Source organism: Klebsiella sp. 141198 (genome assembly GCF_050600785.1).
In the GTDB taxonomy this organism is placed as follows: Bacteria; Pseudomonadota; Gammaproteobacteria; order Enterobacterales; family Enterobacteriaceae; genus Klebsiella; species Klebsiella aerogenes.
The window spans coordinates 56,237-74,980 of record NZ_JAQIRM010000011.1 but is presented as its reverse complement, the minus strand read 5'-3'; the positions used below and the strand labels follow the sequence as shown (position 1 = coordinate 74,980).

General features: G+C 54.6%; 18 protein-coding genes and 2 tRNA genes. 12 read left to right on the top strand and 8 right to left on the bottom strand.

Annotated elements, in window-relative coordinates:
- The first annotated feature begins 11 nt into the window (after positions 1–11).
- Both PGR10_RS24905 and dkgB read left to right on the top strand, forming a co-directional pair.
- A tRNA-Asp gene (locus PGR10_RS24905) sits at positions 12–88 on the top strand.
- 167 nt (positions 89–255) lie between these two features.
- Positions 256–1,059: a 2,5-didehydrogluconate reductase DkgB gene (gene dkgB, locus PGR10_RS24900; protein WP_049061038.1), complete on the top strand. Its 804-nt coding sequence runs from the start codon at positions 256–258 to the stop codon at positions 1,057–1,059.
- A gap of 48 nt (positions 1,060–1,107) precedes the next feature.
- Here dkgB and yafC read toward each other — a convergent pair whose 3' ends face one another.
- Entirely contained in the window at positions 1,108–2,010 is a 903-nt protein-coding gene (gene yafC / locus PGR10_RS24895; protein WP_430924273.1) for a DNA-binding transcriptional regulator YafC, read from the bottom strand.
- 104 nt (positions 2,011–2,114) lie between these two features.
- Here yafC and PGR10_RS24890 point away from each other — a divergent pair, with 104 nt between their 5' ends.
- From PGR10_RS24890 to PGR10_RS24880, 3 genes are all read left to right on the top strand, one after another.
- Positions 2,115–3,305: an MFS transporter gene (locus PGR10_RS24890; protein ID WP_045413150.1), complete on the top strand. Its 1,191-nt coding sequence runs from the start codon at positions 2,115–2,117 to the stop codon at positions 3,303–3,305.
- Positions 3,306–3,408: 103 nt separating this feature from the next.
- Positions 3,409–4,206, top strand: coding sequence for an endonuclease/exonuclease/phosphatase family protein (locus PGR10_RS24885; protein ID WP_015704463.1), 798 nt, complete (start codon positions 3,409–3,411; stop codon positions 4,204–4,206).
- A gap of 86 nt (positions 4,207–4,292) precedes the next feature.
- Complete coding sequence (locus PGR10_RS24880) at positions 4,293–5,063, top strand: class I SAM-dependent methyltransferase (protein ID WP_113374921.1); 771 nt, start codon at positions 4,293–4,295, stop codon at positions 5,061–5,063.
- Positions 5,064–5,117: 54 nt separating this feature from the next.
- Here PGR10_RS24880 and mltD read toward each other — a convergent pair whose 3' ends face one another.
- Together mltD and gloB are read right to left on the bottom strand one after the other, a co-directional pair.
- The gene (gene mltD, locus PGR10_RS24875) at positions 5,118–6,485 is read right to left on the bottom strand and encodes a murein transglycosylase D (RefSeq protein ID WP_087859100.1); all 1,368 of its coding nucleotides are present in this window, start codon (positions 6,483–6,485) and stop codon (positions 5,118–5,120) included.
- A 71-nt stretch (positions 6,486–6,556) separates the two neighbouring features.
- A complete protein-coding gene (gloB, locus tag PGR10_RS24870) occupies positions 6,557–7,312 on the bottom strand; it encodes a hydroxyacylglutathione hydrolase (RefSeq protein WP_430919352.1) in 756 nt (251 codons plus the stop codon).
- Between the two features lie 33 nt (positions 7,313–7,345).
- Here gloB and PGR10_RS24865 point away from each other — a divergent pair, with 33 nt between their 5' ends.
- The gene (locus PGR10_RS24865; RefSeq protein ID WP_047047163.1) at positions 7,346–8,068 is read left to right on the top strand and encodes a class I SAM-dependent methyltransferase; all 723 of its coding nucleotides are present in this window, start codon (positions 7,346–7,348) and stop codon (positions 8,066–8,068) included.
- Here the strand turns inward: PGR10_RS24865 and rnhA are convergent.
- Positions 8,065–8,532, bottom strand: coding sequence for a ribonuclease HI (rnhA, locus tag PGR10_RS24860; RefSeq protein WP_015368126.1), 468 nt, complete (start codon positions 8,530–8,532; stop codon positions 8,065–8,067). The two genes, PGR10_RS24865 and rnhA, sit on opposite strands and share 4 nt — an antisense overlap.
- A 64-nt stretch (positions 8,533–8,596) precedes the next feature.
- Here rnhA and dnaQ point away from each other — a divergent pair, with 64 nt between their 5' ends.
- Both dnaQ and PGR10_RS24850 read left to right on the top strand, forming a co-directional pair.
- Positions 8,597–9,328 (top strand): DNA polymerase III subunit epsilon, encoded by a 732-nt coding sequence (gene dnaQ, locus PGR10_RS24855; protein WP_015368125.1) that lies wholly within the window; start codon positions 8,597–8,599, stop codon positions 9,326–9,328.
- A 133-nt stretch (positions 9,329–9,461) separates the two neighbouring features.
- Positions 9,462–9,538, top strand: a tRNA-Asp gene (locus tag PGR10_RS24850).
- Between the two features lie 60 nt (positions 9,539–9,598).
- On the opposite strand, the gene PGR10_RS24845 is transcribed toward PGR10_RS24850, so the two are convergent.
- Entirely contained in the window at positions 9,599–10,480 is an 882-nt protein-coding gene (locus PGR10_RS24845; RefSeq protein ID WP_430924274.1) for a LysR family transcriptional regulator, read from the bottom strand.
- Positions 10,481–10,583: 103 nt separating this feature from the next.
- Here PGR10_RS24845 and eamB point away from each other — a divergent pair, with 103 nt between their 5' ends.
- Positions 10,584–11,174, top strand: a complete 591-nt coding sequence (gene eamB / locus PGR10_RS24840; RefSeq protein ID WP_087859104.1) for a cysteine/O-acetylserine transporter — start codon at positions 10,584–10,586, stop codon at positions 11,172–11,174.
- 30 nt (positions 11,175–11,204) lie between these two features.
- Here eamB and PGR10_RS24835 read toward each other — a convergent pair whose 3' ends face one another.
- Positions 11,205–11,975 (bottom strand): amidohydrolase, encoded by a 771-nt coding sequence (locus tag PGR10_RS24835; protein ID WP_042895758.1) that lies wholly within the window; start codon positions 11,973–11,975, stop codon positions 11,205–11,207.
- A gap of 169 nt (positions 11,976–12,144) precedes the next feature.
- Positions 12,145–14,589, bottom strand: a complete 2,445-nt coding sequence (gene fadE / locus PGR10_RS24830; protein ID WP_047047387.1) for an acyl-CoA dehydrogenase FadE — start codon at positions 14,587–14,589, stop codon at positions 12,145–12,147.
- A gap of 240 nt (positions 14,590–14,829) precedes the next feature.
- Here fadE and lpcA point away from each other — a divergent pair, with 240 nt between their 5' ends.
- Both lpcA and PGR10_RS24820 read left to right on the top strand, forming a co-directional pair.
- On the top strand, positions 14,830–15,411 hold the full coding sequence (gene lpcA, locus PGR10_RS24825) for a D-sedoheptulose 7-phosphate isomerase (RefSeq protein ID WP_004099149.1): 582 nt from the start codon (positions 14,830–14,832) through the stop codon (positions 15,409–15,411).
- A 96-nt stretch (positions 15,412–15,507) separates the two neighbouring features.
- A complete protein-coding gene (locus tag PGR10_RS24820) occupies positions 15,508–16,275 on the top strand; it encodes a class II glutamine amidotransferase (RefSeq protein ID WP_015368120.1) in 768 nt (255 codons plus the stop codon).
- Here the strand turns inward: PGR10_RS24820 and dpaA are convergent.
- Positions 16,246–16,986, bottom strand: a complete 741-nt coding sequence (gene dpaA, locus PGR10_RS24815; protein ID WP_113374924.1) for a peptidoglycan meso-diaminopimelic acid protein amidase — start codon at positions 16,984–16,986, stop codon at positions 16,246–16,248. The two genes, PGR10_RS24820 and dpaA, sit on opposite strands and share 30 nt — an antisense overlap.
- A 409-nt stretch (positions 16,987–17,395) precedes the next feature.
- On the opposite strand from dpaA, the gene PGR10_RS24810 reads away from it, so the two are divergent.
- Entirely contained in the window at positions 17,396–18,742 is a 1,347-nt protein-coding gene (locus PGR10_RS24810) for a Na(+)-translocating NADH-quinone reductase subunit A (protein ID WP_213794308.1), read from the top strand.
- The last annotated feature ends 2 nt before the right edge of the window (positions 18,743–18,744 follow it).

Genomic DNA, 18,744 nt, shown 5'->3' with positions numbered 1-18,744 from the left:
AAAAATTCGGTGGAGCGGTAGTTCAGTCGGTTAGAATACCTGCCTGTCACGCAGGGGGTCGCGGGTTCGAGTCCCGTCCGTTCCGCCACTTATTTGAAGCCCTGAGCATCTGCTCAGGGCTTTTTTGTTTTCTCCATTCTAATTATTGCTAAATCAGCAAAAATCCTCTGCATTTATCGATCTTTTTCCCAGCCCGACCTTCAACCATAATGGCCTCAGTTAAGCGAAATGAATAATTAACGAGGAACATCTATCATGGCAATCCCTGCATTTGGTCTTGGCACTTTCCGTCTGCAAGACGACGTAGTCATCAACTCTGTAAAAATGGCGCTGGAGCTGGGCTATCGTACTATCGATACCGCACAGATCTATGAAAACGAAGCCGCTGTTGGTCAGGCTATCGCGGAAAGCGGCGTGCCGCGTGATGAACTGTTCATCACCACCAAAATCTGGATCGAAAACCTGAGTAAAGACAAGCTGATCGCCAGCCTGAAAGAGAGTCTTCAGAAGCTGCGTACCGATTATGTTGATCTGACGCTGATTCACTGGCCGTCGCCGAACGATGCGGTTGCTGTTGAAGAGTTTATGGCTGCGCTGATGGAAGCGAAGAAACTGGGTCTGACCCGTCAGATCGGTATCTCTAACTTCACTATTCCACTGATGGAGCGTGCGATTGCCGCCGTTGGCGCTGAAAATATCGCGACCAACCAGGTTGAACTGTCTCCGTACCTGCAGAACCGTAAAGTGGTGGATTGGGCGCGTGAACACGGTATCCACATCACCTCTTATATGACTCTGGCCTACGGTAAAGCGCTGAAAGATGAAGTGATTGCCCGTATCGCGGCGAAACATAATGCGACCCCGGCACAGGTAATCCTGGCATGGGCGATGGGCGAAGGCTATGCGGTTATTCCATCTTCCACCAAGCGTGAAAACCTGGCGAGCAACCTGAAAGCGCTGGATCTGAAGCTGGATGATGAAGATCGTAAAGCGATTGCCGCGCTGGATTGCAACGACCGACTGGTAAGCCCGGAAGGTCTGGCGCCGAAGTGGGATTAATCCACTGATTCCGGCAGACGGTTGATGCCGCTGCCGGATGATAGTTTTTTACAGCTCCTTCGGGAGCTGTTTGACATGCTCACTCAGAAAGTCAATAAATGCCCTGATACGCGTGCTGACGGCTCTATCACTGTAGTACACCGCACTGAAAGGCATCTCCACCGGCAAGCGCTTGTCGGCAAGTAGCTCCACAAACTCCCCGCTGGCAATCTCTTTATCCACCATATAATCCGATAGACAGGCAATACCATTGCCGCCAAGACAGAGCTGTTTTAGCGTTTCGCCACTGTTAGAGGTAATTTCGCAACCCACTTCCAGTAATTGTCCATCGTTGGCGGCAATAGGCCAGGTATTCAACGAGACGGGGTCGGTGAATCCCAGACAGAGATGATCCGCAAGATCTTCCGCATTTACCGGCGTGCCGTAGCGGGTGATATAATCAGGCGAAGCGATGATCTTACGGTAACTATTGAATAGCGGACGGGCGCGCAGGCTGGAATCTGTGAGGGTACCCGCGCGGATCGCAACGTCGACTTTGCGTTCGATAAGATTAATGAAGGTTTCCGAGGAGACCAGCGAGAGCGTCATTTCCGGATAACGTTCACGAAATGGTTTTACCAGCGGCATTAAAAAATGCAGCATCACCGGCGTGGCGGCATCAACGCGGAGCAATCCGCGAGGGGTGGTACGCGTCTCCAGAAGCTCATTTTCGGCAGCCGCCATCTCCTGCAACACCACCTGCATGCGGCGGAAATAACGCTCACCTTCTTCTGTCAGGCTCAGCTGGCGCGTGGTCCGGTTTAACAAACTAACGCCTAGCTTTGATTCCAGCTTTTTGACTGCCCGGCTGACGGCAGAGTTTGCCTGTCCGAGCTGCTCGGCCGCCCGGCTAAAACTGCCGCTTTCTACTACGGCGACGAAGATAGCGATCTCTTCTGACGTGGCTCTCATTGTTGCACCTATAGCAAAATTCTATTGAGATTTTGATGGTTTTTGTTATTTAAACATCCCTTCATACTACGTGTCATCTTAATCCTGATGCTACGGAGTAAATTATGCCACTGGCGCTACTTGCATTAACCATCGGTGCCTTTGCTATTGGCACTACCGAATTTGTGATCGTCGGTCTGGTACCGACCATTGCCGAACAACTGGCTATCTCGCTGCCGTCTGCGGGCCTGCTGGTTTCCATCTACGCGCTAGGCGTGGCGGTTGGCGCGCCGGTGCTGACCGCGTTAACCGGGCGCATGCCGCGTAAGCAACTCCTGCTGGCGTTAATGGTGCTTTTTACCGCCGGTAACCTGCTAGCGTGGCAGGCTCCGGGTTATGGCACTTTGATTGTGGCCCGCCTGCTGACCGGCCTGGCGCACGGCGTATTCTTTTCTATCGGCTCGACGATTGCCACCAGCCTGGTGCCAAAAGAGAAAGCCGCCTCGGCCATTGCTATCATGTTCGGTGGCCTGACGGTCGCGCTGGTAACCGGGGTGCCGTTCGGGACATTCATCGGTCAGCATTTTGGCTGGCGTGAAACGTTCCTCGCGGTATCGATTCTGGGCGTCATTGCGCTTATCAGCAGCCTGATCCTGGTACCAAATAATATTCCGGGCCGCGCCGGAGCTAGCCTGCGCGATCAGATGAAAGTTTTGACTCATCCGCGCCTGTTGATGATCTACGCGATTACCGCGCTGGGCTATGGCGGCGTGTTTACGGCGTTTACTTTCCTTGCGCCGATGATGCAGGAGTTGGCAGGCTTTAGCCCGTCAGCGGTCAGTTGGATCCTGCTGGGTTATGGTATTTCCGTCGCTATCGGTAACGTATGGGGCGGTAAGCTCGCTGATAAACATGGCGCTGTCGCCGCGTTGAAATTTATCTTCGCTGCATTGGTGGTACTGTTGCTGGTCTTCCAGTTCACGGCTAATCTGCACTACGCCGCTCTGGCAACGGTACTGGTGATGGGGATTTTCGCCTTCGGCAACGTTCCGGGTCTGCAGGTCTATGTGGTACAAAAGGCTGAACAGTACACGCCGGGCGCCGTTGATGTTGCTTCTGGTTTGAACATCGCTGCCTTCAATATTGGTATTGCCCTCGGTTCGGTCATTGGTGGACAGACGGTCGAGCTGTACGGTCTGGCGCAGACGCCGTGGATTGGCGCGCTGATTGTGCTGGTGGCTTTGCTACTGGTCGTACTGAGCGGTCGTTTAGATAAATCTCCACGCCGTTCAGCAGCCGTTTCTCTCGAAGGATAAGGCTTTCTCGCAAATTGCATTGAAAGTGTATGGGAAAATCCCTATAACAGAAGAACCAGCCGCAGTCGGGCTGGTTTCCTGTTATCGAGGTTCAATGCCCAAATTGCGAAAGAATACCTATGCCATGCGCTATGTCGCCGGACAACCTGCGGAGAGAATCTTGCCTCCGGGGGCGTTTGCGGGCGTCAGTCCGGTTTATCCCGCCGGCGCGCCATTAAGCAGCGATGAGAAAATTCGCGTGCTGGTGTGGAATATCTTTAAGCAGCAGCGTGCTGAATGGCAGTCGGTACTCAAAAATTTCGGCAAAGACGCGCATCTGGTCCTGTTGCAGGAGGCGCAAACCACCCCTGAGCTGGTCCGGTTCGCGACTTCAAACTATCTGGCCGCCGATCAGGTGCCGGCGCTGGTATTGCCGCAGCATCCTTCCGGCGTGATGACGCTGGCCTCCGCTCACCCCATCTATTGCTGTCCCTTGCGCGAGCGCGAACCTATTTTACGTTTGCCTAAATCGGCGTTAGTGACCGTTTATCCGCTGCCCGATGCACGGCTGTTAATGGTGGTGAATATCCATGCGGTTAATTTTAGTCTTGGCGTCGATGTCTATAGTAAACAGCTGCTGCCAATTGGCGATCAGATTGCCCATCACAGCGGGCCGGTAATCATGGCTGGTGATTTCAACGCCTGGAGCCGCCCGCGGATGAATGCGTTGTACCGCTTTGCGCGTGAGATGTCGTTACGCGAGGTTCGTTTCTCTGACGATCAGCGCCGCCGCGCGTTTGGTCGCCCGCTCGATTTTGTGTTCTACCGTGGATTAAGCGTGCACGATGCTTCCGTGCTGGTGACCCGCGCCTCCGATCACAACCCGCTACTAGTCGAATTCAGTCCCGGCAAGCCTGATTAATTAAGGTATGTCAGGCCTGCCATCGGGCAGGTCTGCGTTCAGCACGATGCTGCCCTTTATTACTCAAACCACCGAAGGACAACACAATGACAACACGCTCTCATCATGACAACGTCGAAAAGCAGTTTGGCTCACAGGCAAGCGCCTATCTGACCAGCGCCGTGCACGCCTCCGGGCGCGATCTGCAGCGTCTGGCGGAACGGCTGGCGGATTTCCCGCAGGCAACGTTGCTGGATATGGGATGCGGGGCAGGGCACGCCAGCTTTACCGCTGCCGGCCAGGTAGCGCAGGTTACCGCGTATGATTTATCGAGCCAGATGCTGGAGGTTGTCGCTCAGGCGGCAAAAGACAAAGGCTTTACCAACATTGTGACTCAGCAGGGGTATGCTGAAAAGCTGCCGTTTGCCGACGCCAGTTTTGATGTGGTGATTAGCCGCTACTCCGCTCACCATTGGCATGATGTCGGCCAGGCGCTGCGCGAGGTGAAACGCGTGCTGAAGCCGGGCGGGGTGATGATCATCATGGACGTGATGTCTCCGGGGCATCCGGTACGTGATGTCTGGCTGCAGACCGTAGAAGCCCTGCGCGACACTTCGCACGTGCGTAACTACTCCAGCGGCGAGTGGCTGGCGCTGGCCAATGACGCAGGCCTGGCGATCAATCATTTATTGACCGACCGTCTGCCGCTGGAGTTTAGCTCGTGGGTCGCACGGATGCGTACGCCTGAGGCGCTGGTGGAGGCGATTCGCTTATATCAGCAGAGCGCATCGGCAGAGGTTAAAGCCTACTTCGAATTACAGCAGGATGGATCGTTTACCAGTGATACCATCATGTTTGAAGCGCATAAAGCAGTGTAACGCTGGTAATAAAAAAGGCACCGGGGAAGCGGTGCCTTTCTCATTATCCTGACATCAGGATTCAGGTCTGTCGTTGTTTTTCACAAACAACGTTAGCTGATCCCCTGGCTTCAGGTTATCGGTATCGCTGTTCCAGCGCATAACGTCGCGGATATTGACGCCGTGGCGTTTTGCGATGCTCGACAGCGAGTCGCCCTTACGAACACGATAGGTGATGCTATCGCTGTTGTTCGCCAGACGTTGCGCGCTGCTGCCTGCGCCGACAACCAGATTTTGCCCGACTTTAAGCCCAGAACCGCGCAGGTTATTCCACTGCTGCAGATCCCTGGTGGTGACGCCGAGACGCGAAGCAATCCCGGAAATCGTATCGCCAGAACGTACCTTATAGCTACGGCTGGTCAGCGGCGTATTGTCAGCAAGCTGCGTCGGCTGTACGGCGGCAATGTCGCCAGAGGCCAGAGATTCACGCAGTTGTGCTGCGTGCTTCTGAGGCACCATGACGTACTTTGGCCCGCTAGCGCCAAGCGTTGACCCCTTTACGCCAGCGTTGAAGGTTTTCAGCTTGCTAACCGGCATTCCTGCCATGTCCGCGAGCTGAGAAATCTCAACCGGACTATCGAGGCGAACGCGCGCCAGCGCCCGGCTTTCATCAGCCGTGGGCAGCTTCACGCCGTAACGCTTGCTGTTTTTGAGAATATCGCTCAAAGCCAGCATTTTTGGCACGTAGACCTTGGTTTCATGCGGCAGCGAGAGCGACCAGAAATCGGTGGGTTTACCACGCGAACGGTTCGCCTTCACGGCCTTCATTACCCGGCCTTCGCCGCTGTTATATGCCGCGACGGTCAGTAACCAGTCGCCGTCGAACATTTTGTTCAGACGTTGCATCATGTCCAGCGCCGCGGTAGTAGACGCGACGACATCACGACGCGCATCGTAACTGCGGGTCTGTTTTAAACCATAATTGCGCCCTGTGCTCGGAATGATCTGCCAAATGCCTGCGGCATTGGCGCCAGACGTCGCGTGTGGGTCAAAAGCGCTCTCCACTATGGGTAGTAATACCAGTTCCATTGGCATGTTACGTTTCTTAACTTGCCCGGCTATCCAGTACATATACGGTTCAGCCCGTAAAGTTACATCGTGGAGATAGCTCTTATTACGTAAGTACTTCTGTTTCTGTTCGCGAATCCGGGGGTTTTCCGGAATTCCCATCTTTAGCTCGTCGCTTATGGAAGTCCACAGATCCTGGTCTTGCGCGTAGAGGGTTCCATCATCTAACCATCGCGCCTGACTTGTGAACTTGCCTGCTTCCCCTTGACCAGCTGCAGAAAGGCTCTGTGCTCGCTGCTCTACGGTGCCGTCGTGCTTCGACGCCTGGCACCCTACCAGCAGGACAGAGGCGAGTAATATCGCTCGTGCCTTCATGTGTGTGTCAATAGTTGCTTAAAAGACGAGCAAGGATAACGGTGAAGGCCGAGGATGACAAGCGTTAAATCTCAGAAGTCATCTTTCTTTGACCTTAACCATGCAAATCTCTGCGCTGAGTGTTGCAAATTTGTTTCTTTGGATATTTCTTTAATTAAATCATTGTCATCCGTACGTAAAAATAAATTTATACGGCGTTCATTTTTCAGAGTAACGGGTAGTGTCTTTTGGTTTTTTGCGCGTAACTCATTAACTTTATGGTAGTAATCCTTTATATCCATATCATCTGGCAGGATACTCAATGCAAACTTCATGTTTGCTAAAGTGTACTCATGTGCGCAACAAATTAGTGTGTCATCGGGAAGGGCGTTTATTTTCATAAATGATTGATACATTTGGTCCGCTGTACCTTCGAACAATCTGCCACAGCCTCCGGAAAACATTGTATCGCCACAAAATAGATAAGGTTCGCTGTAGAAACAGATATGTCCTAATGTGTGACCGGGAGTGGAGAAAATAGAAAATTCGCGGCCCAAAACAGTAATGCTATCGCCATCAGATACAATATCCGTGCTTCCCTTATCCTGGGTTTCTGCCGGCCCGTAAACCACAAGTTGCGGGAACTTTTGCCGCAGTTCTTTCACGCCGCCAACATGATCGTGGTGGTGGTGGGTTAACAAAATCGCTTCTGGCTGCCAGCCGTTTTCTTCAATGGCCGCGAGTACCGGCGCGGCTTCGCCCGGGTCGACTATCACACAACGACGGTTATCGTCGCTAAGAACCCAGATGTAGTTGTCCTGAAATGCAGGAATACTGATAAGATTCATAAATTACCTCTCAAAGCGTTGCGGAAGGTTGCGATGAAGCCGGCAAGGATACCTCATACAATTACAGCTCCAGAGCATTGGTCCAGTATGCCTTGGGGTGAATACTATCGCGAGTCGCTGGAACGGCATATGAAACCGTGGCTGGCTAAATTATATGGCTTTCATCTACTTAAGATTGGCAATCTGAGCGCGGAAATCAATACCGAAGCCTGCGCGATCTCCCATCAGGTGAACGTTTCGCTGGGGGGAAGTCCTATCCAGGTCAAAGCCGACCCACTCTATCTTCCTTTCGCCGCCAAATCTGTGGATGCCTGTTTACTGGCGCATACTTTGCCATGGTGCAGCGATCCGCACCGGCTGTTGCGGGAAGCTGACCGCGTGCTGATTGACGATGGCTGGATGATTTTGACCGCCTTTAATCCGATGAGCCTCGTCGGATTGCGCAAAGTGACGCCGATCCTGCGAAAAACTATCCCCTATAACAGCCGCATGTTTACCATGACGCGACAGCTTGACTGGCTGGCGCTGCTCAATTTTGAGGTGCTGCACTACGGTCGCTATCAGGTGCTGCCCTGGTCGAAGCAGGGGGGAAAAATGTTAAGTACTCATCTGCCGGCTTTGGGGTGTTTGCAGATGATCGTCGCGCGGAAAAGAACCATTCCGCTGACGCTAAATCCGATGAAGTCCGGGAAGGCGAAGACGCAGCTGCGTCCGGCCGTTGGCGCCACCAGGCAGTGGCGCGACGGGGGAAATTAGCTTTCCGGCTGGTAGCCGACGTCGTCCAGCGTGGGGTTAGACGCCGCAGCGCGCGCGAGTTCGTCACAGCGTTCGTTTTCCGGGTGCCCGGCATGGCCTTTGACCCATTCCCACTTAATTTGATGCTGGCCGAGAGCGGCATCAAGACGTTTCCACAGATCGACATTTTTAACCGGCTTTTTGTCCGCGGTTTTCCAGCCGCGTTTTTTCCAGTTATGGATCCATTGGGTTATCCCCTGGCGGACGTACTGGCTATCGGTGCTTAGCACCACTTCGCAATGCTCTTTAAGCGCTTCGAGAGCGACGATGGCAGCCATTAGTTCCATGCGGTTGTTAGTCGTCAGGCGGTAGCCCGCGCTGTAGGTTTTTTCATGCTGGCGATAGCGCATAATGGCGCCGTAGCCGCCAGGCCCAGGATTTCCCAGGCAAGAACCATCGGTGAAAATTTCTACCTGTTTGAGCATCTCTGGTAGACTTCCTGTAATTGAAATCGATATGTAAACGACAAGTCTGACATAAATGACCGCTATGAGCACTGCAATTACACGACAGATTGTTCTCGATACCGAAACCACCGGTATGAACCAGATCGGCGCCCACTATGAAGGGCATAAGATCATCGAGATCGGCGCCGTAGAGGTGATCAACCGTCGCCTCACCGGTAATAACTTCCATGTTTACCTGAAGCCCGATCGGCTGGTGGACCCTGAAGCCTTCGGCGTTCACGGTATTGCCGATGAATTCCTCATGGATAAGCCGACATTTGCCGACGTTGCCGATGAGTTCATGGAGTATATCCGCGGCGCGGAGCTGGTCATCCATAACGCATCGTTCGATATCGGCTTTATGGATTATGAATTCAAAAAGCTGAACCGCGGCATTGAGAAAACGGAGACCTTTTGTAAGGTCACCGATAGCCTGGCGCTGGCGCGTAAGATGTTCCCCGGCAAGCGTAACAGCCTCGATGCGCTCTGTTCACGTTATGAGATAGACAACAGCAAGCGTACGCTGCACGGGGCGTTGCTCGATGCCCAGATACTGGCCGACGTCTATCTGATGATGACCGGCGGGCAGACCAGCATGGCGTTTTCGATGGAAGGGGAAGGCCAACAGCAGGCCGGCGATATTGGAATACAGCGCGTTGTCCGCGCCGCCAGTAAATTACGTGTGGTTTATGCTTCTGACAGCGAGCTGGCGGACCATGAATCGCGTCTCGATCTGGTGCAGAAGAAGGGCGGAAGCTGCCTGTGGCGCGCATGATTAGCGGCAATATGCGCTAAAAATAGGCGGGTGGGCTAATTTTGCAGCAAACGATTCAAAAGTGAAGAAAAAGCGTTGACGACGATGTAGGGAAACCGTAATATTCGCCTCGTTCCCAACGGAACAACAACGCGGAGCGGTAGTTCAGTCGGTTAGAATACCTGCCTGTCACGCAGGGGGTCGCGGGTTCGAGTCCCGTCCGTTCCGCCACTATTCAGAAGGCCTGAATCAGCAATGATTCAGGCCTTCGTCGTTTGGGGGAATTATCATTTAATCCGCCCCTAACGCCTCCTCAACACACTGCATAAATACCCGCATTGCCGGGCTGACCACTTTACCGGCGTGATGGGCGCATATCGCGTTAATAGTGAGTGGAATATCGCTGAACGGGAGTTCAACCAGCGTTCCTCGCTTAAGCTCTTCCTCAACGGCGAAACGCGGCAGATAGCTGACGCCAAGATTGCTCGCCACGCACTGCTTAATACTTTCGATACTCCAGAGCTCAATGGTATTTTCCAGGGTAATGGCGCGCTGACGCAGCGTGCTTTCAAAAATCTGCCGAAATACGCACTGTGGCTCATTGATAACAAAGCTCAGCGGAATATGTTGCCCGCAGTGGGTAAAATCGACCGCCGGATGCTGCGGCGAGGCGACCAGCGTCAGCGGCTGCACTCCAAAGCTTTTCATGGTTAACGCGTCATCGTTGCCAACCCGATAAAATACGCCTAAATCGGCGCTATCGTTGAGTAGCGCATCGCGGATGACATAACAGTTGAGCGACTGCAGCGATAAGCGTACCTGCGGCGCCCGTTGTTTAAAGCGCTGTAGCACCTGCGGCATTTTATAGGCCAGCAGGGTTTCCCCACAGGCAACGCGCAGCTCGCCAGCCGGTTCTCCATCTTCACGAGCCGCCTCACGAATAGTTTCCATCACCCTCGCCAGTTCATGGACGTGCGGCAGCACCTTTTTACCGGATTCGGTCAGGCACATGCGGCGACCAATTTTTTCAAACAGCTGAACGGCAAGCTCTTGCTCAAGCTGTTGAATATGAAAGGTCACGGTGGATTGCGTACAGCATAGTTTTTGCGCCGCGCGTAAAAACGAGCCTTCTTCCACTACCGTTTTGAGAGTAATAAAACGCCGCAGATCCATATCGCCACCAACTATCGAAAACATCGAATTCAGAATCAAAAAACATTCATTTTTTTAAATGAATGGCATCGGGTACTGTCTGCCAAAACGAAGGAGAAGACAAGTGACCCCAGCTTTGATTAGTGCTTTTTTGACTTATACCCTGATAACCGCGCTGACTCCCGGCCCCAATAATATTCTTGCCCTCAGCAGCGTCACCTCCCATGGCTTACGCCGCAGCCTGCGGGTGCTGGCGGGGATGAGCATTGGTTTTATTATCACTATGCTGATTTGCGCGGCTTTAACCTTTTCGCTGGTGGAACTCGACTCGCGATTTACCCGGATATTGGGATGGATTGGCGCGGCGTATATCCTGTGGCTGGCCTGGCAGATAGCCAAAAGCAAACCGGGGGCAGGCGCGCTGAGTACAGAGCCGGTGGGTTTCTGGGCGAGCCTGGGCCTGCAGTTCGTCAACGTAAAAATTATTCTGTATGGCATCACCGCGCTCTCTACCTTTGTCCTGCCCGTTACCCGCGAGCCGGTTTGGCTCATCAGCGTGAGTCTGCTGCTGGCGGCGATTGGCGCGCTGGGAAATCTGTGCTGGGCGCTGGCGGGGCATCTGTTTCAGCGCCTGTTTTTGCTGTACGGGCGGCAACTAAACTGGGTGTTGGCAGCGTTATTGGTCTACTGCGCTTTGCGGATCGTGGTGGAATAAAAAGGGAGCGCAGCGGCTCCCGAAAAGTGTTTAGCCGATCGTGAAAGGATCGGCATCCTGCCAGGCCGGAAATTTCTCGCGATACTCCTGCAGCGCGGCCAACGACAGATCGGCATCGAGCCGCGTCGCCTGATGCGGTTCGGCGGTGGCGATAATCTCTCCCTGCGGGCTAATGATACGGCTATCGCCCCGATAGTGGTGGCCGTTGCCATCGGTGCCGACGCGGTTGCAGCCGGCGACATAGGCCTGGTTTTCAATGGCTCTGGCGACCAGCAGCGATTGCCAGTGTAGCGAACGCGGGGCAGGCCAGTTAGCAACATACAGGGCCAGGTCGTAATCGTTGTGGTTACGCGACCATACCGGGAAGCGCAGGTCATAGCACACCAGCGGCAGAATCCGCCAGCCGCGCCATTCAAAGACCACTCGTTCGGTTCCTGCCTCATAATGGTGATGTTCATCCGCCATGCGGAACAGGTGACGCTTATCGTAAAAATGCGTTTTACCGCCGGGCTCTACCAGCAGAAAGCGGTTCACCGGGCCGCGTTCGGTCTGCAATGCCGCGCTACCGGCAATCAGCGCGTTGGTCTGCTCCGCTTTCGCCTGCATCCACTCAACGACCTCTTCCTGCGGCATCGACTGCTTCGCCGCTTCCATGGCAAAACCGGTAGTAAACATCTCAGGCAGTACAATGATGTCGCGCCCGCTCACTTCTTCCAGCTGACGATCGAAATGGCGCAGGTTGGCGGGACCATCCATCCACACCAGCGGTTGCTGCAACAGCGTAATTTTCAAGCCAGGCACAGTGGTGAACTCCATTATAAAGAGGGCGTTTAGATAATTTTAATACCATATCAGCAGCGGGAGGCGGCATGGAATATTTTGTTAAAAAAATGCTACTTTGGCGGGGGAGTAACAAAAGAAAAGGCGGGGAAATTCCCCGCCTTCGTCGTGATGTGCAGTATTGCTTTTATTATGCCGCTTCAATCTTGCGGATTTTTTCCGGCAGCTTTACCGGTTTGGTCGCCAGTTCATCCGCCGCGAAATCATCAACGTTAATACTGCGCAGACGGCTGGTTTCTGCACGGGTCAGGATTGCGGCTTCCTCCTGATTAATTAACCCTTTGGCCAGCGCATTAGTGGCCAGCTCATCCAGGCGAGTGAACGGCAGATTTTTACCCAGCTCTTTGCAGATGCGCTGGTGGATTGGATCCGCCGCCATCACATCCAGCAGCGCCTCTTCCAGCAGGCCAACCGGGTTATGTTCGCTTGGCGTCAGGTACTGACCGCGACCGATACGAGAGCGGGTCGCGCTCGGAACCTGCAGGATTTTCGCCACTTTATGATCCAGCTTATCGGACGGCGCATCGTAGTGACGGCCGGTCGGGAAGATGGCGAGACGCAGCGCGCCTGCGACAAAGCGGTTCGGGAAGTTCTTCAGCAGGTCATCGATAGCCTGCTCCGCCTGATACAGCGCATCCTGCACGCCCCAATGGACCAGCGGCAGATCCGCTTCATTACGGCCTTCATCGTCATAACGTTTCAGCACCGCCGATGCCAGATAAAGCTGGCTCAGCACGTCGCCGAGACGCGCGGAGATACGTTCGCGACGCTTCAGGCTGCCGCCCAGCACCGCCATTGATACATCCGACAGCAGGGCCAGGTTGGCGCTCAGGCGGTTCATGTGCTGATAGTAGCGGCGCGTGGTGTCACGGGTCGGCGCGCTGCTGGTGCGGCCGCGAGTCAGGCCCAGCCAGAAGCTGCGTACTTTGTTGCTACCAACGTGGCCGATATGTTTAAACAGCAGCTTGTCGAAGGCGTTAACGTCATTGTTCTGCGCGGCGGCCATCTCATCCAGTACATACGGATGGCAGCGAATCGCCCCTTGACCAAAGATCATCATGCTGCGGGTGAGGATATTCGCCCCTTCAACGGTAATGGCGATCGGCGCGCCCTGATAAGCGCGGGCAAGGAAGTTGCCTTCGCCCAGCATGATGCCTTTACCGCCGGTAATATCCATAGCGTCAATGATTGAACGCTGGCCACGGTGTGTACAATGATATTTAACGATTGCCGACAGCACCGCCGGTTTCTCGCCAAGCATAATCCCGTAGGTAATCAGCGAAGCGGCGGCGTCCATTACGTAGGCGTTACCTGCGATACGCGCCAGCGGCTCTTCGATCCCTTCCATTTTACCAATCGAGATTTTGAACTGACGGCGAATGTGGGCGTAGGCGCCGGTCGCCATAGCGACGGATTTCAGGCCGCCGGTGGCGTTGGACGGCAGAGTAATACCGCGACCCACGGACAGGCACTCAACCAGCATACGCCAGCCCTGGCCGGCCATGCTCGGGCCGCCGATGATGTAATCGATCGGTACGAAAATATCTTTACCACGAGTGGGGCCGTTCTGGAACGGTACGTTCAGCGGGAAGTGACGACGGCCAATTTCCACGCCCGGCGTTGAGGTAGGGATCAGCGCGCAGGTGATACCGAGTTCTTCCTCGCCGCCCAGCAGACGGTCCGGGTCTGAGAGTTTGAAAGCCAGGCCCAGTACGGTGGCGATTGGCGCGAGGGTGATATAGCGCTTGTTCCAGGTCAGGCGCATCCCCAGCACCTGCTGACCCTGCCAGTCGCCCATACAGACTACGCCGGTATCCGGGATCGCGCCGGCGTCGGAGCCCGCTTCCGGGCTGGTCAACGCGAAGCATGGGATCTCCTGACCACGCGCCAGGCGCGGCAGGTAGTGATTTTTCTGCTCTTCGGTACCGTAATGTTGCAGCAGTTCGCCCGGCCCTAAGGAGTTAGGCACGCCGACGGTGATCGCCAGGATCCCGGAAACGCCGGACAGCTTTTGCAGCACGCGAGACTGGGCATAGGCGGAAAACTCCAGCCCGCCGTACTCTTTCTTAATGATCATCGCGAAGAAGCGATGCTCTTTCAGGTACGCCCACAGCTCCGGCGGCAGATCCGCCATCTCATGGGTAATTTCGAAGTCGTTCGCCATGCGGCAGGCTTCTTCTACCGGGCCGTCGATGAAAGCCTGCTCTTCGGCGGTGAGGCGCGGCTGCGGATAGTTATGCAGCTTGTGCCAGTCCGGGTTGCCGCGGAACAGATCGCCTTCCCACCAGGTGGTGCCGGCATCGATGGCTTCTTTTTCCGTACGCGACATCGGCGGCATTACTTTACGGAAAGCGCGGAATGCCGGGGCGGAGAAAAGGGATTTACGCATCGGCGCAAAGTTGAACGGCAGCAGGATAATCGCCAGCGGCAGCAGCAGCCAGATATTCCACAGCCCCGCCACGCTGAGCGCCGCGGTCCATGCGAGCAAAATCACGCTGCTGAGAAGCAGGCTGACTCGGTGATAGAAGAGCACGCCGAGTAACACTACGGTTGCAACAATACTCAAAATCATCATAGAGAAATGCTCCCTTATCTTGTAGGAGGTCTGACCACTTGTGATGTATTGGTTGTAGTGGATGTAATTTGTTTTAGCAATGTGTTTACAAAATAATTACAACCTTGCTCACATTGTTGGCTGGAAAAGCGGCACGTAAAATCAAAAGGAGGGGGGATAACGTCGCCTGCTGCTTCTCGCTTCGGCGGCTATCCGGTACACTGCCAGGGTTATTCCAACCAATACTGAAGGATTATCCTCATGTACCAGGATCTTATTCGTAACGAACTGAACGAAGCCGCGGAAACGCTGGCCAACTTTCTGCAGGACGAGGCCAACATTCATGCTATCCAACGCGCGGCGGTACTGCTGGCGGATAGCTTCAAAGCTGGCGGTAAAGTGCTTTCCTGCGGCAACGGCGGTTCTCATTGCGATGCGATGCATTTTGCGGAAGAGCTGACCGGGCGTTATCGCGAAAACCGCCCTGGTTATCCGGCGATCGCTATCTCTGATGTCAGCCATCTGTCCTGCGTGAGTAATGATTTTGGCTATGAATACGTCTTCTCCCGCTACGTTGAATCGGTTGGCCGCGCAGGCGATGTTCTGCTGGGGATCTCCACTTCCGGCAATTCCGGCAACGTGATCAAAGCGATTGAAGCCGCTCGTGCGCAGGGAATGAAAGTGATCACCCTGACCGGTAAAGACGGCGGCAAAATGGCGGGTTCCGCCGATGTTGAAATCCGCGTACCGCATTTCGGTTACGCCGATCGCATTCAGGAGATTCACATTAAGGTGATTCATATTCTGATTATGTTGATCGAAAAAGAGATGGTTAAAGCTTAACTTGCCATGATGACGGCGCCGTGGCTTCCATGTTGAGGAGCCGCGGCGACAAGGCTTTAGCGGCAGGATATTTTGTACAGTGGTATGAGGTGATCTATGTGCGAATTGCTCGGGATGAGCGCCAATGTGCCGACCGATATCTGTTTTAGCTTCTCCGGGCTGGTTCAGCGCGGGGGCGGCACCGGGCCGCATAAAGACGGCTGGGGCATTACCTTTTACGAAGGAAAAGGGTGTCGCACATTTAAAGATCCGCAGCCGAGCTTTCAGTCGCCGATAGCCAAACTGGTACAGGATTATCCCATCAAATCCTGTTCCGTCATCGCCCATATCCGTCAGGCTAACCGCGGCGAGGTGGCGCTGGAAAACACCCATCCGTTTACTCGCGAGCTGTGGGGGCGCCACTGGACCTACGCCCATAACGGCCAGCTCAAGGGTTATAAATCGCTGAAGACGGGAAATTTCCGCCCGGTGGGCGAGACCGACAGCGAAACGGCTTTCTGCTGGCTGTTGCACCGTTTAACCGAGCGCTATCCGCGCACGCCTGGCAATATGGTCGGGGTGTTTAAATACATCGCGACGCTGGCGGGCGAAATGCGCGAGAAGGGCGTGTTTAATATGCTGTTATCGGACGGGCGCTATGTGATGGCGTACTGTTCAACCAACCTGTACTGGATCACCCGTCGGGCGCCGTTTGGCGTGGCGAAGCTGCTGGATCAGGATGTGGAAATTGATTTTCAACGTGAGACCACACCAAACGATGTGGTCTCCGTTATCGCCACTCAGCCGCTGACCGGCAATGAGGCCTGGAATAAAATCATGCCAGGCGAGTGGGCGTTATTTTGCCTCGGGGAGCGTATAGTTTGAGGCCAGCTGCGGCTGGATAACCTCGTGGCTGAGCGGCTTGCTGACGATATAGCGGCCATCCATCACCGAAACCACCGGCGGTTTGTGGGTCTGCTGGAAGTAGTCATAGCCTGGCTTCAGCTGCTTCCAGAAATCCGAATAGTACGAGAACTTATGCCGCGCCATGTTGGCGTCGGTCATCCGGAACGGATAGATGCTGACCTGCACGCTTGGCTGGCCAAATACCAGCGCGCCGGTGACAAACTGGAAGATCTCGTCAATGCCGGTGTCGGTCATCGCGTAGCAGCCGACGGAAACGCAGGCGCCGTGGATCATCAGGTATTTACCTTCATAGCCGTGCGCGCGATCGTAGGCATTCGGGAAGCCGATATTGATCGCTTTATAAAAGCGGCTGTCTGGTTTTAGCTGACTGCGCGAGACGTTATAAAATCCTTCCGGACTTTTAAAATCGCCCTGGCGTTGCTTCGGCCCGAGGCCGCCGGAGTAGTTACAGATCCGGTAGCTATCGAGAAGCTGGTAGGTTTCGCCCATTTTGACATAGAGATCGAGCATCCGCTCTTCTTTGAAGATCTCAATATAAACGGGGGAGCCCATTAACTGCTGTTTATATTCTTTGCTAACCGGCGTTGTCGGGCTGTTACTGCTGAGTAACCCAGCAAATGACACGCACGGCAACAGAAGCATCGCAATAAAGAATGCGATTTTGCGCATACTGCTTGTTCCTTGATAAAACAAAAAACCACATGCCAGGACGGCAAGAGATACCCGAAATCAGAGTTTTCTGGATTTAGAGCGCTCACATTAGCATCACGGCAGTTTTTCGCAAGCACGGTGTGGCTGCGTTTACAATTTAATGTTCCTTTATAGCGAATATTGCCGCAAAGCGCAGTGAGAACTTTGCGCAATAGCTCGCATTTTAGAAGCACTTATTGGCGCTTTTCCTACTTCTGCCACTCACAAAATGTTACACTCCCGCCGTTTATGACCAGGGTAAGAAAGGATGCTTCTCTCCCGTCTTGTGCCCCCGTGGCACCGCTATTCCTTTCTTATTCTGATATTCCATCAATAATGCTGGCCTCGGCTTGAGCCGGGGTTTAGGTTACGGATACCTGCTAACGATATGATTAAAATCACGAAAGGGCTGGATTTGCCCATAGCTGGCATGCCATTACAGCAGATCTCGTCCCGGCCTGCGGTGAAACGCGTCGCGCTGCTCGGCGAGGAGTACGTCGGCATGCGCCCCTCGATGGCGGTGAGCGAAGGCGATCGGGTGCAGAAAGGCCAGGTGCTGTTCGAAGACAAAAAGAACGCCGGGGTACGTTTTACCGCGCCAGCCAGCGGGGTAGTTAGCGCCATTCATCGCGGCGAGCGCCGGGTGCTGCAATCGGTGGTGATTGACGTCGACGGCAGTAATGATGCGGTGTCGTTTACCCGCTACGCATTAGAAGATCTTAACGATTTAGCGCGGGAAGCGGTGCAGCAACAGCTGCTGGACTCCGGGCAGTGGACGGCGTTTCGTACCCGTCCTTTCAGCAAAATTCCCGCGCCGGATAGCGTTCCGGCGGCTATTTTCGTCACCGCTATCGATACCAACCCGCTGGCGGCTGAACCGCAGCCGATTATCCTGGCCCAGCGTGAAGCCTTTGATGCCGGTCTGACGGTGCTGACGCACCTGACGGACGGTAAAGTCCACGTCTGTCAGGCCAGCGGCGGCAAGCTGGGCGGCCATCCCGCCGGGCAGGTGACATTCAACCAGTTTAGCGGCCCGCATCCGGCAGGTCTTGCCGGTACGCACATTCACTTCCTTGAGCCGGTCAGCCTGACCAAACAGGTCTGGCATCTCAACTATCAGGAGGTCATCGCCATCGGCAGACTGTTCCTCGACGGCGAGCTGTACAGCGAACGCGTCATTGCCCTTGGCGGCCCGCAGGTAAAACAGCCGCGATTGCTGCAAACCTGTCTCGGCGCCAGCCTCGATGAACTGCTGGCGGGCGAGCTGGTGGATGATGAAAACCGGGTAATTTCCGGTTCAGTCTTGAGCGGCACCCATGCCTGCGGCCCTCACGCTTTCCTCGGGCGCTACCATTTGCAGGTCAGCGTGGTACGAGAAGGCCGTGAAAAAGAGCTGTTTGGCTGGGTGATGCCGGGCAAAGAGAAGTTCTCGATTACCCGTACCACCCTTGGTCATTTCTTTAAGCGCAAGCGCTTTAATTTCTCCACTGATACTAACGGCGGCGAGCGGGCGATGGTGCCGATCGGCAACTATGAGCGGGTAATGCCGCTGGATATTCTGCCCACCATATTGCTGCGCGATCTGCTCGCCGGCGATAGCGATAGCGCCCAGGCGCTGGGCTGTCTGGAGCTGGATGAAGAAGATCTGGCGCTCTGCACCTACGTTTGTCCGGGCAAATATGAATACGGCCCGGCGCTGCGCAGCGTGTTAACCCAGATTGAGCAGGAAGGATAAGA

Coding starts and splice junctions, on each gene's coding strand:
- dkgB (WP_049061038.1), top strand. CDS start 256: ATGGCAATCCCTGCATTTGGTCTTGGCACTTTCCGTCTGCAAGACGAC.
- yafC (WP_430924273.1), bottom strand. CDS start 2,010: ATGAGAGCCACGTCAGAAGAGATCGCTATCTTCGTCGCCGTAGTAGAA.
- PGR10_RS24890 (WP_045413150.1), top strand. CDS start 2,115: ATGCCACTGGCGCTACTTGCATTAACCATCGGTGCCTTTGCTATTGGC.
- PGR10_RS24880 (WP_113374921.1), top strand. CDS start 4,293: ATGACAACACGCTCTCATCATGACAACGTCGAAAAGCAGTTTGGCTCA.
- mltD (WP_087859100.1), bottom strand. CDS start 6,485: ATGAAGGCACGAGCGATATTACTCGCCTCTGTCCTGCTGGTAGGGTGC.
- gloB (WP_430919352.1), bottom strand. CDS start 7,312: ATGAATCTTATCAGTATTCCTGCATTTCAGGACAACTACATCTGGGTT.
- PGR10_RS24865 (WP_047047163.1), top strand. CDS start 7,346: ATGAAGCCGGCAAGGATACCTCATACAATTACAGCTCCAGAGCATTGG.
- rnhA (WP_015368126.1), bottom strand. CDS start 8,532: ATGCTCAAACAGGTAGAAATTTTCACCGATGGTTCTTGCCTGGGAAAT.
- dnaQ (WP_015368125.1), top strand. CDS start 8,597: ATGAGCACTGCAATTACACGACAGATTGTTCTCGATACCGAAACCACC.
- PGR10_RS24845 (WP_430924274.1), bottom strand. CDS start 10,480: ATGGATCTGCGGCGTTTTATTACTCTCAAAACGGTAGTGGAAGAAGGC.
- fadE (WP_047047387.1), bottom strand. CDS start 14,589: ATGATGATTTTGAGTATTGTTGCAACCGTAGTGTTACTCGGCGTGCTC.
- lpcA (WP_004099149.1), top strand. CDS start 14,830: ATGTACCAGGATCTTATTCGTAACGAACTGAACGAAGCCGCGGAAACG.
- PGR10_RS24820 (WP_015368120.1), top strand. CDS start 15,508: ATGTGCGAATTGCTCGGGATGAGCGCCAATGTGCCGACCGATATCTGT.
- dpaA (WP_113374924.1), bottom strand. CDS start 16,986: ATGCGCAAAATCGCATTCTTTATTGCGATGCTTCTGTTGCCGTGCGTG.
- PGR10_RS24810 (WP_213794308.1), top strand. CDS start 17,396: ATGATTAAAATCACGAAAGGGCTGGATTTGCCCATAGCTGGCATGCCA.